Origin of the sequence: Hyphomicrobium sp. (assembly GCF_009026145.1) — a bacterium.
In the GTDB taxonomy this organism is placed as follows: domain Bacteria; phylum Pseudomonadota; class Alphaproteobacteria; order Rhizobiales; family Hyphomicrobiaceae; genus Hyphomicrobium_A.
This window is the reverse complement of the sequence record NZ_WBUE01000026.1, coordinates 25,981-41,194: the sequence shown is the minus strand read 5'-3', so window position 1 is coordinate 41,194 and position 15,214 is coordinate 25,981. Positions and strand designations below refer to the sequence as shown.

12 protein-coding genes and 1 pseudogene are annotated in these 15,214 nt (G+C 65.8%); 5 read left to right on the top strand and 8 right to left on the bottom strand.

Going from position 1 to position 15,214, the window contains the following annotated elements; genetic code table 11:
* Window positions 1–33: 33 nt before the first annotated feature.
* Complete coding sequence (cysE, locus tag F9K20_RS17035; RefSeq protein ID WP_291004563.1) at window positions 34–867, bottom strand: serine O-acetyltransferase; 834 nt, start codon at window positions 865–867, stop codon at window positions 34–36.
* Window positions 868–1,079: 212 nt separating this feature from the next.
* Here cysE and F9K20_RS17030 point away from each other — a divergent pair, with 212 nt between their 5' ends.
* The 3 genes from F9K20_RS17030 to F9K20_RS17020 are packed head-to-tail and all read left to right on the top strand — an operon-like array spanning window position 1,080 to window position 3,446.
* Complete coding sequence (locus F9K20_RS17030; protein WP_291004560.1) at window positions 1,080–1,880, top strand: enoyl-CoA hydratase; 801 nt, start codon at window positions 1,080–1,082, stop codon at window positions 1,878–1,880.
* A 25-nt stretch (window positions 1,881–1,905) separates the two neighbouring features.
* Entirely contained in the window at window positions 1,906–2,940 is a 1,035-nt protein-coding gene (locus F9K20_RS17025; protein WP_291004557.1) for a polysaccharide deacetylase family protein, read from the top strand.
* Window positions 2,937–3,446, top strand: coding sequence for a GNAT family N-acetyltransferase (locus tag F9K20_RS17020; RefSeq protein ID WP_291004555.1), 510 nt, complete (start codon window positions 2,937–2,939; stop codon window positions 3,444–3,446). Before F9K20_RS17025 ends, F9K20_RS17020 begins: the two co-directional genes overlap by 4 nt.
* 1 nt (window position 3,447) lies before the next feature.
* Here the strand turns inward: F9K20_RS17020 and F9K20_RS17015 are convergent, their stop codons facing one another.
* The 6 genes and pseudogenes from F9K20_RS17015 to F9K20_RS16990 all read right to left on the bottom strand — a co-directional run bounded on the left by F9K20_RS17015 (window position 3,448) and on the right by F9K20_RS16990 (window position 11,365).
* Complete coding sequence (locus F9K20_RS17015) at window positions 3,448–4,431, bottom strand: MDR family oxidoreductase (protein WP_291004553.1); 984 nt, start codon at window positions 4,429–4,431, stop codon at window positions 3,448–3,450.
* Between the two features lie 549 nt (window positions 4,432–4,980).
* Entirely contained in the window at window positions 4,981–7,677 is a 2,697-nt protein-coding gene (gene metH, locus F9K20_RS17010) for a methionine synthase (protein WP_291004548.1), read from the bottom strand.
* Window positions 7,678–7,716: 39 nt separating this feature from the next.
* Window positions 7,717–8,325 carry a hypothetical protein gene (locus tag F9K20_RS17005; RefSeq protein ID WP_291004545.1) on the bottom strand — a complete coding sequence of 203 codons (609 nt, stop codon included), beginning with the start codon at window positions 8,323–8,325 and terminating at the stop codon, window positions 7,717–7,719.
* A gap of 17 nt (window positions 8,326–8,342) precedes the next feature.
* A pseudogene (locus F9K20_RS17000) lies at window positions 8,343–9,392 on the bottom strand (homocysteine S-methyltransferase family protein); the annotation flags it as partial.
* Window positions 9,393–9,401: 9 nt separating this feature from the next.
* Entirely contained in the window at window positions 9,402–10,328 is a 927-nt protein-coding gene (metF, locus tag F9K20_RS16995; RefSeq protein WP_291004542.1) for a methylenetetrahydrofolate reductase [NAD(P)H], read from the bottom strand.
* Window positions 10,328–11,365, bottom strand: a complete 1,038-nt coding sequence (locus F9K20_RS16990) for a metalloregulator ArsR/SmtB family transcription factor (RefSeq protein ID WP_291004539.1) — start codon at window positions 11,363–11,365, stop codon at window positions 10,328–10,330. The genes metF and F9K20_RS16990 overlap by 1 nt, the downstream gene beginning before the upstream one ends.
* A 146-nt stretch (window positions 11,366–11,511) precedes the next feature.
* Here F9K20_RS16990 and F9K20_RS16985 point away from each other — a divergent pair, with 146 nt between their 5' ends.
* Together F9K20_RS16985 and F9K20_RS16980 are read left to right on the top strand one after the other, a co-directional pair.
* Complete coding sequence (locus F9K20_RS16985) at window positions 11,512–12,141, top strand: hypothetical protein (protein WP_291004537.1); 630 nt, start codon at window positions 11,512–11,514, stop codon at window positions 12,139–12,141.
* A gap of 157 nt (window positions 12,142–12,298) precedes the next feature.
* Window positions 12,299–12,949 (top strand): ABC transporter substrate-binding protein, encoded by a 651-nt coding sequence (locus F9K20_RS16980; protein WP_291004534.1) that lies wholly within the window; start codon window positions 12,299–12,301, stop codon window positions 12,947–12,949.
* Window positions 12,950–12,984: 35 nt separating this feature from the next.
* Here F9K20_RS16980 and F9K20_RS16975 read toward each other — a convergent pair whose 3' ends face one another.
* Complete coding sequence (locus F9K20_RS16975; protein ID WP_291004531.1) at window positions 12,985–15,210, bottom strand: trehalose-6-phosphate synthase; 2,226 nt, start codon at window positions 15,208–15,210, stop codon at window positions 12,985–12,987.
* Window positions 15,211–15,214 lie beyond the last annotated feature (4 nt).

Here is a 15,214-nt window from a genome sequence, read left to right as displayed (position 1 = left end):
TTGCCCGCCGCCGTTGAACGTTATCAGGCTAAATCACAGGCCGCCGAAATCGTCGACCCAGGTCTGCTCCATCTCGAGCGCAGGCTCGGCGCTGCCGGCCGATCCGACGATCTTCGCCGGGACGCCCGCCACAGTGACGTGCGCCGGCACCGGGCTCAGCACGACGCTTCCCGCGGCGACACGCGAGCCGTCGCCGACGGTGATGTTGCCGAGCACCTTGGCGCCCGCGCCGATGAGCACGCTCTCGCCGATCTTCGGATGGCGATCGCCCGTCTCCTTGCCGCTGCCGCCGAGCGTGACACCGTGCAGGAACGAGCAGTTGTTGCCGACGACCGCCGTCTCGCCGACGACGATGCCCGTCGCATGGTCGATCATGATGCCCTGCCCGAAGCGGGCGGCGGGATGGATGTCGACGCCGAAGGTGCGCGAGGACTGGCTCTGCAGGAATAGCGCGAAGTCGCGCCGCCCCTCCTGCCACAGCACGTGTGCGAAGCGGTGCGTGGCCAGAGCGTGGAAGCCTTTGAAGTAGAGCAGCGGCTCGATGTAGCGGTTGCACGCCGGATCGCGGTCGAACACGGCGGCGAGGTCGGCGCGGAAGATGGCGCCAAGCTCGGGGCGCGCCTCCAGCACCGCCTGGAACGTCTGATTGATGAGCACCGCATCGACCTCGGAGTGGTCGAGGCGCTGGGCGAGCCGATGGCAGATGGCCTCTTCCAGCCGGTCATGGCTGAGCAACGTCGCGTAGATGAAGCTGCCGAGCGCCGGCTCGGCCGCCATCGCGCTGGCCGCTTCGCGACGGATCTCCGACCAGATGGGATCGTAGGCCTGCACCTTGCCGTCGGCCACCGAACGCGTCTTGGTTGCCATGTCGCACTCCCCGCGCTGATGCGCGCCGCTTCGATCCGGTCCGCAACCCCGGCTCAGATGGGCGTACAAATATGCCGTCGCAACGTCAACGCCTCCCAAGGACATAACCTTTTTGGACGGTTGCGCAAGCGACCCGCTTGAGACGACCTGCCCGATTGCAGCCGAGTGCCGTTCCCTGCTGTATAAGGTGCGAGCGCAGAGAAGGAATTCCCATGCAGGACACTCCGTCGGAGACGCCCGAACTGCGCTTGGAGCGCGACGGCGACATCGGCTTCGTTATCGCCAGCAACCCGGCCCGTATGAATGCCTTCACCGCCGGCATGTGGCGGGCCCTGCCGGAAATCCTGACAGCGGCCGAAGCCGAGCCGGGGATCCGCGTCATCGTGCTGCGCGGTGCCGGTACCCGCGCCTTCTCCGCCGGCGCCGACATCTCCGAGTTCGACAGCGCCCGCGCCGGCGATGCGACGGCGGCGTACGACGCGCTCAACGACGCGGCGTTCAGGGCCCTCAGCGGTTGCAGTAAACCGACCATCGCCATGATCCATGGCTTCTGCCTCGGCGGTGGCCTGGCCATTGCGTTGTGCACCGACATCCGGCTCGCCGACGAGGCGGCCGAGTTCGCCATTCCGGCCGCCAAGCTCGGCCTCGGCTACAACGCGCGCTGGGTGCATCCGCTTCTCGCCGCGGTACCGCCGGCGCGGGCCAAGGAGATGCTGTTCACCGGGCGGCGCTTCAAAGTTGCGGAGGCGCTCGCCATGGGCCTCGTCAACACCGTCGCCACGACGGACGAGCTGGAGAGCAAGACGCGAGCCCTTGCCGGCGAGATCGCCGCCAACGCGCCGCTCACCGTGCGCGCCGCCAAGCGGACGATCGATGAGCTGACGCGCAACCCGCAGACGCCCGACCTGGCAGCGCTCGATGCGGCCGTGGCGGCGTGCTTTGCCAGTGAAGACTACGCAGAGGGAAGGCTCGCCTTCAAAGAGAAGCGCAAGCCGCGCTTCAAGGGCCGTTGAGGAGCCTTTCGCCGTGACGGCGTGCATGGGTCGACGTTGGGTCCTCGCGGCGCTGGCCCTGTGCCTCAGCGTGCCGGGGCTACCCGTTCCTCCGGCGGCGATCGCCAGCGACAAGCCGTTGCTCAGCGCCTGCTGGGCTCCGGAGGCGCTGACCGCCAAGCCCGGCGAGAAGCTGTCGCGCAAGCATGACCGCAGCTTCGATGCGCCTCCCGTGGAGGGCTGGCTCGCTACCCCGGTGGAGCCCGCGCCGGCCGGCGCGCTGGGCGCGATCCGGAGCGTGAGGCTACCGCCGGGCAAGAAGCTCATCGCGCTGACGTTCGATCTCTGCGAGCAGCCGGGCGAGATCGCCGGCTACGACGGCGCCGTCATCGACTACCTGCGCCGCGAGAACATCAAGGCGACCTTTTTCGCCGGTGGCAAATGGATGCGCTCGCACGAGGAGCGCACGCAGCAGCTCATGGCCGACCCGCTGTTCGAGATCGGCAATCACGCCGAGGCGCATCGCAACCTGCGACTGCTCCAAGGCAAGCGGCTGCACGATGAGGTCGAGGGGCCCCAACGCGCCTACGAGACGATCCGCGCGCGCTTCGCCCGGTCGGAGTGCGCCAAGGCGCAGCCCGCCGCCGTGCAGAGCATAGCGCCACGGCTGACGCTGTTCCGCTTTCCCTACGGCGCCTGCAACGAGCGCGCCCTGCGCGAGGTGCACGATCAGGGTCTGCGCGCCATCCAGTGGGACATATCGACGGGCGATCCTTCGCCCCAGCAATCGGCGGCCGCCATCGTCCACACCATGAGCCATGCACGCCCAGGCTCGATCATCCTCAACCACGCCAACGGACGCGGATGGCACACCGCCGCCGCGCTGCCGGTCGCCGTCGCCAAGCTGCGCAAAGAGGGGTTCGAGTTCGTCACCGTGTCGGAGCTGATCGCCGCCGGCGAGCCGGTGATCGCGCCCGGCTGCTACGACAGCCGCCCCGGCGACACCAACCGCTACGATCGTGTCGTGAGGCGCCCGCGCCCACTGCAGACGACCGAGACCCCTTGGACCCCCTGGCCATGAGTGGCGCTGCAATGTTCGCCCGAGCGCGCTACGAGCTGCCGGTAGAGGGCGGCCCGCTGGTCATCACGCCGCTCGGCGCCGCCGAGGGAGACCGGCTGGGCGTCGTCTTCGCGGCCATCGACCCATGGGCCGCGTATGCTTACCCGGCCGCGGCGCTTTCGCGTTTCCTCGCCGCCTCCGAGCCCGCCGCTCAGCGCCTGCAGCTCAGCCTCGGCGATGACGTCGCCGGCGCGGCCGTCATTCGCACGCGCTGGCTGCGCGGGCCGTATCTGCAGTTTCTCGCCGTCGTTCCCGGATTGCAGGGCCGCGGCATCGGCAGCACCGTGCTGCGCTGGATGGAGCGCGAGGCGCGCATGGCGAGGGAGCGCAACCTGTGGGTCGTCGCATCGGAAATCAACGCCGGCGCCATGCGCTTTTACGAGCGCCATGGATTCGAGCCGACGGCGCGGCTCGACGATCTCGTCTGCGATGGGCGCACGGAAATCCTCATGCGCAAGCGGCTCTAGCTCACGCAACTTCGAGGACGATGCGGCCGCGCACCTTGCCGGCGAGGATCTGGGGCGCCAGTGCAACGACATCCTCGAGCGGGCGCGTCTGCGTGATCGCGCCGAGCTTTTCCCGATCGAGATCGGCCGCCAGCCGCGCCCAGGCGCGCACGCGCCTCTCCTTCGGCGCCATGACGCTGTCGATGCCGGCCAGCGTTACGCCGCGCAGAATGAAGGGCGCCACCGACGCCGGCAGATCGAGGCCCTGCACGAGACCCGCGGCAGCGACGCAGCCGCCGTACTGCGTCATCGACAGGACGTTGGCGAGCGTGTGTGAGCCGGCGACGTCGACGGCACCGGCCCAGCGTTCCTTGCCGAGCGGGCGACCGGGAGCCGACAACTCCTCGCGGGCGATGATCTCGCCGGCGCCGAGCGCGCGCAGGTAGTCCGCTTCCTGCGGTCGACCGGTCGAGGCGATGACGCTGTAGCCAAGTTTGCTGAGCAGCGCGACGGCAATGCTGCCGACGCCGCCCGTCGCCCCGGTGACCAGCACCGGGCCCTTGTCGGGCGTCACGCCGTGCGCCTCCAGCGCCAGCACCGCCAACATCGCCGTGTAGCCGGCTGTGCCGATGGCCATCGTCTCGGCGTTGGTGAACTTCGCCGGCCGCTTGACCAGCCAATCCCCCGGCACGCGAGCCAACTCGGCGTATCCGCCGGGGCGGCGCTCGCCGCAGCCCCAGCCGTTGAGGATCGCATCATCGCCGGGGGCCAACTCGGCATGCTTCGAGGCGATCACGGTGCCAGCGAAATCGATACCGGGCACGAGCGGTAGGCGCATACCCGGCAGCCGGCCGGTCAGCACCAGGCCGTCCTTATAGTTGATGGTCGAGTGGGTGACGCGAAGCGTCACATCACCCTCCCCGAGCGAATCCTCGCCAAGCCTCTGCCAGGTCGCGGAGACGCCCCCCTCGGCGCGCGCCACCACCAGCGCCTTGTATTGGCTCATCGGCCGCCCCCGGCGGCGAGCCCACAAACTTGTCTCGCACTGCAACACGCAGCGCCGCTCGCATCCCGCATGATCACTCCGCCATAGTGATGCATTTCTGCTCAATCTGCATGCCGCCGGGGCATGCTCGGACCAAAAAATGTGCGTTCAAACAACACCTGTGTCCCAATCGCCCAGCCAAAACGCATTCGTAGAATTCAGCCCTAAATCGATCGGCTCCCTGCACTGCAAAAAATATTTCGCTTGGCAAGCGATTGCACGGCCACATAGGTTCGGAACCTCGGCACGGCCAATGCGTTTGTCCGTGCTGTTATCGAGCCGCCAGCATAAGGCGGCCGCAAATTGGAGGCGACAATGGAACTCATGGTCCGACTGAACGTCCTTGCCGCGCTTCTCTCTTTTGGCCTCATCGCTGCGATCGTATTCGGCGTCGTGTAAGCAAGCATCGCAGCTGACGGCGAGCGTCTCCAACTCCCCCCGTTCCGAGACGCACCCGTGGAATCAAAGCAAAGGCGCGGAGCTGGCTCCGCGCCTTTGTCGTCTGCAAGTTCAGGCGGCCGCCTCGCGCAGCGCGCGCGGATCGTAGTTGAGCACCGGCGCCAGCCAACGCTCCGCCTCCTCGATGCTCCAGCCCTTGCGCGCGGCGTAATCCTCGACCTGATCGCGCTCGACCTTGCCGACGCCGAAGTAATGGCTGTCGGGGTGCGCAAAGTAGAGCCCAGAAACGGACGCGCCGGGCCACATGGCAAAGCTCTCGGTGAGCTCGATGCCGGCCGCGCGCTCAACGTCCATGAGACGCCACAGCGTGCCCTTCTCCGTGTGGTCGGGCTGTGCCGGATAGCCGGGCGCAGGGCGAATGCCGCGATACTTCTCGGCGATGAGCTCCTCGTTGGAGAGCGTCTCACTCGCGGCATAGCCCCAGAACTCGCGACGCGCGCGCGCGTGCATGCGCTCGGCGAAAGCCTCTGCCAACCGGTCGCAAAGCGCCTTCAACAGGATGCGGCCATAATCGTCGTGTGCCTTGATGCGCGTCTTGATGGCCTCCTCCTCGCCGAGACCGGCGGTGACCGCGAAGCCGCCGACGTAATCGGCAAGCCCCGTCTCCCTCGGCGCCACGAAGTCGGCGAGCGCCGTGTGCGCGCGCTCGCGTGAAGGGTCGCGCACGATCTGCTGGCGCAGCGTAAAAAGCGTCGCGAGCTGCTGCTTGCGCGTCTCGTCGGTGAATAGCGCGATGTCGTCGCCGATGCTGTTGGCAGGCCAGAAGCCGATGACGCCCGAGGCGCGCACCCACTTCTCGGCGATCATGCGCTTCAGCATCTCCTGCGCGTCGTTGAACAGCTTCTGCGCCTCCGTGCCCACCTTGTTGTCCTTGAGGATGGCGGGATAGCGCCCCGTCAGCTCCCACGTCTGGAAGAAGGGCGTCCAATCGATGTACGGCACCAGCTCGGCGAGCGGGTAGTCGGCGAACGCCTTGGTGCCGAGGAAGGTTGGTTTCGGCGGCTTATAGCCCGACCAGTCGATGGCGAACTTGTTGACGCGCGCGGCGGTGAGCGGGATGCGCCGCTTGTTGGCCTCGTTGCGCACGTGCGCCTCGCGCACCTTGACGTACTCGTCGCGGATTTCGCCGACGTAGGCGGGGCGATCAGTCTCCGATAGCAGCTTGGAGACGACGCCGACGGCGCGGCTGGCATCGAGCACGTAGATCGCCTGCCCCTTCTCGTAGTTGGGGCTGATCTTAACCGCCGTGTGCACGCGCGACGTCGTGGCGCCGCCGATGAGCAGCGGGCAATCGAAGCCCTCGCGCTCCATCTCGGCGGCGACGAAGCACATCTCGTCGAGCGACGGCGTGATGAGGCCCGACAGGCCGATGATGTCCGCCTTTTCGCGCTTGGCCGTCTCGAGGATCTTCGCCGCCGGCACCATTACGCCGAGGTCGATCACCTCGTAGTTATTGCACTGGAGCACGACACCGACGATGTTCTTGCCGATGTCGTGCACGTCGCCCTTGACGGTGGCCATGACCACCCTGCCCGCCGCCGGCATCTGATCGAGACCCGAGGCCTTCTTCTCCGCCTCCAGGTAGGGTTGCAGATAGGCGACGGCCTGCTTCATGACGCGCGCCGACTTGACCACCTGCGGCAGGAACATTTTGCCAGCGCCGAACAGGTCGCCGACGACGTTCATGCCGGCCATCAGCGGGCCCTCGATGACGTGCAGCGGCTTATCCGCCTTCTGCCGCGCCTCCTCGGTGTCCTGCTCGATGAAGTCGGTGATGCCGTGCACCAGCGCGTGCGTTAAGCGCTGCTCCACCGAGGCCTCGCGCCAGGAGAGATCCTTCTCTTTCGGCTTGGCGCCACCGCCATCGCCCTTGAACTTCGGCGCTGCCTCCAAGAGGCGGTCTGTTGCGTCGGGACGCCGGTTGAGCACGACATCCTCGCACAATTCGCGCAGCTCCGGATCGATGTCGTCATAGAGCGCCAGCTGCCCGGCGTTGACGATGCCCATGTCCATGCCGGCCTGGATGGCGTGGTAGAGAAACACCGAGTGCATGGCCTCGCGCACCGGCTCGTTGCCGCGGAAGGCGAACGACAGGTTCGACACGCCGCCCGAGATGTGCACCAGCGGCATCTTCTCCTTGATGCGCCGCGCCGCCTCGATGAAGGCGAGCCCGTAACCCGAATGCTCCTCGATGCCGGTGGCGACGGCAAAGATGTTGGGATCGAAGACGATGTCCTCGGGGGGAAAGCCGACCTTCTCGGTCAGGAGCTTGTAGGCGCGCTCGCAGATGGCGACCTTGCGCTCAGCGGTGTCGGCCTGGCCTTGCTCGTCGAAGGCCATGACGACGACGGCGGCGCCGTAGCGCAGCACCTTCTTGGCGTGGTCGAGGAATGCGGCCTCGCCTTCCTTGAGGCTGATGGAGTTGACGATGGCCTTGCCCTGCACGCACTTGAGGCCGGCCTCGATGACGCTCCACTTGGAGCTATCGATCATGATCGGCACGCGCGCGATGTCGGGCTCGGAGGCGACCATGTTGAGGAACGTCGTCATGGCCCTTTCGGAATCGAGCAGGCCCTCGTCCATGTTGACGTCGAGAATCTGCGCGCCGTTCTCGACCTGTGAGCGCGCGACGGCGAGCGCGGCTTGATAGTCGCCCGCCTCGATCAGCTTGCGGAACTTGGCCGAGCCGGTGACGTTGGTGCGCTCGCCGACGTTGATGAAGACTTGCGCCGCATTTGCTGTAGTCATTGGACTTCTATGTCTCTCCGGCCTCGTGCACGGGCGTTATCAAAATAGAGCAGCCAACAGCTCTGACACTCTCTGCCAGAGGTTGCCGACGGTAGACACATCCGAGAGCAACTCGTTCAACCGCTTTAAGAGAACACGCGCCATTGCCGTCTTTCGAGTTTGCTGCGGCTGACTGGCCTGATCCGCAATCGAACCCAGCAGCTCAATGACCTCGTTCTTGACAGCGGTAGTGAACTCAGGTGCGCCCAAGACCGCAGTGATGAGGTCATTGAGATTGGTCGCGAGTTCGCTCTGCCCTTCCTGCTTAAGTTGGGTCACGCTCTGTGCAAATGAGCCGATCGCTCCAGTATTGATGGTGCCAACATGACTGTCGGTGACGCTTATCGAGTTGATAGTGTTGCCGATGTTGCTCGGCATCGGCGAGGGGGGTGCAGGTCTCCGATGAACACGCATTCCGAAAGACTCAAAATGATCATTCATCTGCTGTTCTGCTTCCCACGCGGCGTACTGATAAGCGTGCAGCGTCTTCAGATGAATTGACTGGTACTTCTCGTAGCAGTCGATGCAGATAGGAACTGCCTTCGCCTCCGTTTCACCCCAGGCAAGTATCCCGTTTGGCCGACCACAATTCGTGCAGTTGGCGATCATGGCAATCACCCGTGGATGAAGGGCTCGAGGCCGGAGAGGCGCATCTTCGGCTCGAGGTGCGGGATCTTGCGCGGCGGATACGCCTTCACGTGCTCGGCAATGTGGTGGATGTGATCGGGCGTCGAGCCGCAGCAGCCCCCGACGATGTTGACGATGCCGTCCTTGGCCCACGGCTCCATCTCGCACGCCATGTCGTCCGGCGTCTCGTCATATTCGCCCATGGCATTGGGCAGGCCGGCGTTGGGATAGGCGGAGATGCGCGTATCGGCCTCCGCCGCCAGCTCGGCGAGATAGGGGCGCATCAGCTCGGCGCCCAGCGCGCAGTTGAGCCCAATCGAGAACGGCTTTAGGTGCCGCATCGAATACCAGAAGGCTTCGCCCGTCTGCCCCGACAGCGTGCGCCCCGAGCGGTCGGTGATGGTGCCGGAGATCATGATCGGCAATTCGATGCCCTTCTCCTCGAACACCTCGAGCGTGGCGACGCCCGCCGCCTTGGCGTTGAGCGTATCGAAGATCGTCTCGATGAGGATGATGTCGGCGCCGCCGTCGATGAGCCCGCGCACCTGCTCCTTGTAGGCTTCGCGCAGCTCATCGAAGCTGATATTGCGGAAGCCGGGGTTGTTGACGTCGGGTGAGATCGAGGCGGTGCGATTGGTGGGGCCGACGGCGCCGGCGACGAAGCGCGGCTTGTCGGGCGTCTTCTTCGTCCACAAGTCGGCGGCGGCGCGGGCGATCTTGGCCGCCGCGACGTTGATCTCGTAGGCGAGGTCTTCCATGCCGTAGTCGGCGAGCGAGATGCGCTGGGCGTTGAAGGTATTGGTTTCGAGGATGTCAGCGCCGGCCTCCAGGTACTGCTCGTGAATGGCAGCGATGATCTGCGGCTGCGTCAGCACCAGGATGTCATTGTTACCCTTGATGTCGCGCAGCCAGTCCTTGAAACGCGCACCGCGATAGCCGGCCTCGTCCAGCTTGTAGCGCTGGATCATGGTGCCCATGGCCCCATCGATGATGAGAATGCGCTGATCGGCGGCTGCCTCGAGCGCGGCGTAGGTGGGTTTCCTCTGCATGCGAACTCCTTACCCCGCCGCGCGCGCCCTGGCGGGGGCGGGCGACGTGTGCGGGCGCAAGCCCAAAAGATGGCAGATGGCGTAGGCGAGGTCCGCCCGATTGAGCGTGTAGAAATGGAACTTCTTCACCCCTTCGTCGACGAGGTCCATCACCTGCTCGGTGGCCACCGCCGCGGCAACGAGGTGACCGGTCGCCGCGTCGTCCTCGAGCCCCTCGAAGCGGTGCGCGAGCCAGGAGGGCATGCTGGCGCCGGCGCGCGCGGCGAAGGCGGCGACCTGCTTGAAATTGTGAATGGGGACGATGCCGGGGGTGATCGGCACCCAGATGCCGGCGGCGCGCGCGCGCTCCAGAAAGCGCAGGTAGTGGGCGTTGTCGAACCCGAACTGGGTAATGATGCGATCGGCGCCGGCGTCCACCTTGGCTTTGAGGTTGTCCATGTCGGCGGCCAGCGTCGGGCTTTCGGGGTGCTTTTCCGGATAGCCGGCGACGGAAATTTCGAAGGGCGCGATGCGCTTCAACCCACCGACGAGGTCGGCGGCGTTGATGTAGCCGCCGGGATGCGGCTCGTACTTGGTGCCGGGGCCGCCCGCCGGGTCGCCGCGCAGCGCCACGATGTGGCGCACGCCGGCGTCCCAATAGGCGCGCGCGACGGAATCGACCTCTTCCTTGGTGGCGGTGACGCAGGTCAAGTGCGCGGCGGGCTTCAAGTCCGTCTCTCTGATGATGCGCGCAACCGTGTTGTGCGTGCGCTCGCGCGTCGAGCCGCCGGCGCCGTAGGTCACCGACACGAACTCGGGCCGCAGCGGCGCCAGCCGCTCGATGCACGACCACAGCTGCTCCTCCATCTTCTCCGTCTTGGGCGGGAAGAATTCGAAGGAGACGTCGATCTCGCCAGCGCCGAGCAGCCGGCTCTTGCGTTCGGACACCATAGGCATCAGGGGGCCTCCTGTAATGCGCGGGCGCGCGCCGGTAGCTTCTGCACTTGCGCATCGAGCGGCCGCTCGCCGAGCCACAGGGAGACGGTGAGCGCCTGCGGGCTGGCTGCCGCGGCCGGCGCCAGGTCGCGTTGCAGCCGTGGCACGAGGCCGGCGTCTTGCATCCAATTCGCCACCTGCGCCGACGCAAAGCCGAGCCGGTCGTGGGCGTGCTCCTCGCGCAGAAATTCGAGATCGTGCGGGGCAAAGTCGACGACGAGGAGCCGGCCGCCGGGGGCGAGGACGCGCGCCGCCTCGCGAATGGCGAGCGCGGGATCGGAGAGGAAATGCAGCACCTGGTGCATGACGACGGCGTCGGCCACACCGTCAGGCAGGCTCAGGGCATAGATGTCGCCATGACGAACCTGCGCCCGCGCCAACTTCGCTTTCGTGAGGTTGCTGCGGGCGTAGGCGAGCATCGCGTTGTTGAGATCGAAGCCCAGTCCGCGCTCGTAGCGGTCGGCGAGCAGCTCCAGGATGCGCCCCGTGCCGGTGCCAAGATCGACCAGGAGCTTGAACGGGCCCCGGCCGAGCGCCTCGACGATCGCCTGCTCCACGTCGTGCTCGGCGACATGCAGGGCGCGGATTCGGTCCCAGTCGGCAGCGTGGGACTGAAAATAGGCCTGTGCCGAAGCTTCGCGCTCCCGTTTCAGGGCGTCGGCGCGCTCGCGGTCGCGGGCCACGACGCGGTCGGATTCATCGACCAGCGCCAGAATATCGAGGGCGAGGCGGCCGCCGGACGAGCGGTCGGAAACGTGGAAATAAGCCCAGCTCCCCTCGCGGAACCGCTCCACCAGCCCTGCTTCGGCGAGCAGCTTCAGATGGCGGCTGATGCGCGGCTGGCTCTGGCCGAGAATCAGCGTCAGGTCCTTGACGCTGAGCTCGCCGGCGGCAAGCAGCAGCAGAATGCGCAAGCGCGTCGGTTCGGCCGCTGCCTTGAGCGCCGTCACGATGTCATCGCTGGCAAAGGATCCCGACACGGCCGCCTTCTCGCGCATTTTGCCGCATCATATAAAGATATGTTTATGTGTCAAGCGATGTGCGCTTGCCACAATCGGATGGTCATTTCGGCACACCGATTAACCCGAAAGTAAGCACGCCCGTTTACCTTCGATTCCCAGATTTCCTCGATTGCGGACATTCCATGCGCGTTGCCATTTACGACCGGGTCGACCCTCCCATGCCTGCCGAACTGCCGCTCCGCCTGACCCAGACCTGCTCGCAGCGCGCGGCGACGGTGCTCCTCACCCTCGTCATCCCCGGCACCATCGCCGTCACCCTCGCCGCGGTTGCCATCGTGCAGGCCATGCTTTCGCCCGCCGCGCGCACGCTGATCGAGCAGCATCCGGCGCAGGGCGTGGAGGTGCTCGCCGCCATCGGATTCCTCATCTATCTCGTCGCCCTGCCGACCAAGCGCCTCATCGACCGGCTGGCGACGACGCGCACTGTCGAGATCGCGCACGGCATGGTCGCGGTGACGGAGGGCGGATACTTCCGCACCTGGGCATGGTCGGCTCCGCTCGCCTCCTTCACCGGCGTTGCGCATCACGTGCGCGCATCGCTGTCGGGCACGCGCCACGAGCTGATCCTCGTCCATCCGCAGCGCGAGAAATCCGTGCTCTTGTGTGTGGCGCCGCGGACATCGCAGAGCGAGGTCGACCGCGTCGCGGCGCCGCTCGGCCACAAGCAGGTGGCACCCAGCGAACTCTATCGATTCAAGGGCCTATGGCCACGACTGTCCACCGCGCCATTACCGGATGCCGCCCATGCCTGACGCCCTCGTCGTCCAAAAATTCGACGCTATCGCTGCCCACCCTTTGACTGAAAGATGCCTCACATGGCTGATAAAGCAGCTGAGGCGAGGGCCGGCCGGCGGTATTGCGGCCGCCGCCGTTGATCGTTCGTACGCCCTCAGGAGGGAGCCCAACCGTATGATGAGCACCGTGACCTTACCTGTGCCGCGGCAAAGCTACTTGCGTGCGCTGGCGCTCTCCTGCATGGCACTGTTTGCAATTCCGGTGACCGCCTCGGCGCAGGCCCCGGCCTCGAAGGCGGCGCCTCCGGGTGACGCTGTCGAGGTCGTACGCAGGGAAAGCCCCGCCGGCTTCATGAAGCGCGTCGGCAACGAGCTGCTCGCCGCCTCGCGCTCGGGATCGACCACCCAGTTCGCCATGGTGCTCAATTCCAACGCCGATGTTCCCTCGATCGGCCTCAGCGCGCTGGGCGATTATGCGCGCAGCCTGCCGAAGACCGACCGTCCGATCTATTACAACGGCATGATCAACTTCATCGCCCGCTACGCCTCGAAGGAGGCGCCGAAGTATCCGGTCGCGCGCTTCATCGTCACCGCCCAGTCGAAAGAAGATGCGCGCGGCACCTACGTCGACAGCCGCATCACGCTGGTGAGCGGCGAGAGCTATGATGTGCGCTGGCTGATCGTGAAGCGCGGCAATACCTACAAGGTGCGCGATGCGCAGGTGATCGGCTTCTGGATGACGTCGTTCCTCGATAATCTGTTCCAGAGCTTCATCAGCGACAACGGCGGCAATCCGAAGGCCCTGGTCGTCGCCCTCAATCGCTGATCCGCAGCGGGCAGCGTCGTCCTCACCCGGGCTTGTCAGCCACCGAGTTGCCGCTGCTCGGCGAGGTCGACAATGCGTCTGCGCTTGCGCACGCGCGCCGCATCGAGAAGCATCTGCCCGGCCCAGCGATAAACATTGCGTTCCTTGACCTGGGCGCGCATCAGCCGCATGCGCTCGCGCTGCTCGTTTAGGGGCATGTTGAGGGCCTCGTCGATCGCCTCACCCAGCCCGTGGGCATCATACGGATTGACGATCAGCGCTTCCGCCAGCTCGCGCGACGCACCGGCGAATTGCGACAAGACCAGCACGCCGCGCTCGTCGTCGCGCGCCGCGACGAATTCCTTGGCAACGAGGTTCATGCCGTCGTGCAGACTACTGACGACGCAGACATCGGCGGCGCGGAACAGCTTGAAGACTTCGTCCGGTTCGTGGTGGCGGATGAGCAGATGAATCGGCTCAGGGCCGGCGCCGCCGTATTTGGCGTTCACGGCGCCTGCAAGCTCTTTGGCTTCCTCTTGCAGGTGACGATAGGTATCGAGCTTGCTGCGCGAGGGAGCAGCCGCCTGGATGAACACGAACCTGCCACGCCATTCGGGGTGCCTCGTCAATAGCTCGTCGATGGCGCGGATGCGATTGAGGACGCCCTTGGTATAATCGAAACGCTCCACGCCGACGCCGATATGAACGTCCTCGCCGATGCCGAGCTCGGCGCGAACGCTGCGCCGGCATTCGTCGACGGATGCTTGCTTTTCCAGCGCCTGAGGCGGCCACTCGATGGAAATGGGATAGGGACGAACGATCGTCTCATGCCCACCGAAAGTTACGGATGCACGCTCGCGATCGATACGTGCCTCGATGAAGCGATCCACCGTCTCGAGGAAATTGTTGCAGTGGAATTGCGTGTGAAAGCCGAGGATCGTGCTTCCGAGCAATCCGCCGATGATCTCCTCCTTGAACGGGCAGATGCTGAATGTCTCGGCGTTCGGCCACGGAATATGCCAGAAGGTGAGGATGGTTGCGCGCGGCAGTCGCTCTTTCAGCAGCCGGGGCAGGACCGCGAAGTGGTAATCCTGGACGAGGATGATCGGATCGTCGGATCTCGCCTCTTTGGCTATGGCCTCGGCAAAGAGCCGATTGACCTCCTGATACGACCGCCAGTCCGCTTCGCGAAAATTCGGCGGCACGAACGAGATGTGGCACAGCGGCCAAAGGCCCTCGTTGGCGAAGCCGTAGTAATATCCGGCCTGCTGATCCTCGCTCAGCCATACGCGGCGCAGGGTATAGGCGGGTGCGCTGGGAGGGACGGCGATGCGGTCGTGAGCATCCACCGTTTCGCGATCCGCCGATCCGCTGCCGTGCGCAACCCAGGTGCCACCGCATGCCCGCATGACCGGCTCGAGCGCGGCAACGAGGCCGCTTGCCGGAATCTGCATCTCAATGCCGTCGCCGGTTCTGTTGTGAATATACGGCTCGCGGTTCGACACCACCAAGACTTCGGCGTTCGGCAGCTCGTGGCCGAGCAGCAACCTCAGAGTCTGCGGCGACCATTCGACTTGGATGCCCTCGGCGAGCGGCGGCGCGCGCTGCAGGTCGCGGACGAGCTGGCGCAGCTCGGAGCCGAGGAGCGGCGCCGCGCGCGGCGCATTGGGAATGAAGGCGGGTGCTCCTGCCGCCTCGGCAATGGTCTGTCGTATGACCCCCAGCCATTGGCGCGACAGATGGAACGCCGACAGCGCTGCCAGTGCGACCAGGGCCAGCCCCGCCCCGGCTATCGCCAGAGCCCAATGCAGACGGGCTTTGGCGGCGCGCCGCTCGGCGAAGCTGAGATCGTGCAGGACGACGAGATGCCCCGTTCCCTTCGGTGCGGCCACCGGGAACGATGCCGCGAGGATCTTGCTCCCCTCATTTTCAATGGTCGAGAACGTTCCACCCTCGCCGCTCGGAGCCGAGCCACAGGCAAACTTCGCGGGCATGAGCTTGGTCGCAAAAAGCAGTTGGCCGGCTTCATCGCAATAGCCGACCGCCAGAAGCTTCTCGTCCGCCGTCAGGCTTTCAAACAGGCTGACGACATCGGAATCGTTTCCTGACGCGAGGTGACGGGTCACCTGGTCCTTGATCGAAAGGTACACCAGCTTGGAGCGGCTCTCGAGATCGCGGAGGGACCACGTGTCGACGAGAACCGACGCCAATGGCGCCAGCAACAGCACCAGTATCGCGACGGCGCCGAGAGCTCCGGCTGCATAACGTAGATAGGTCTGCACCCAG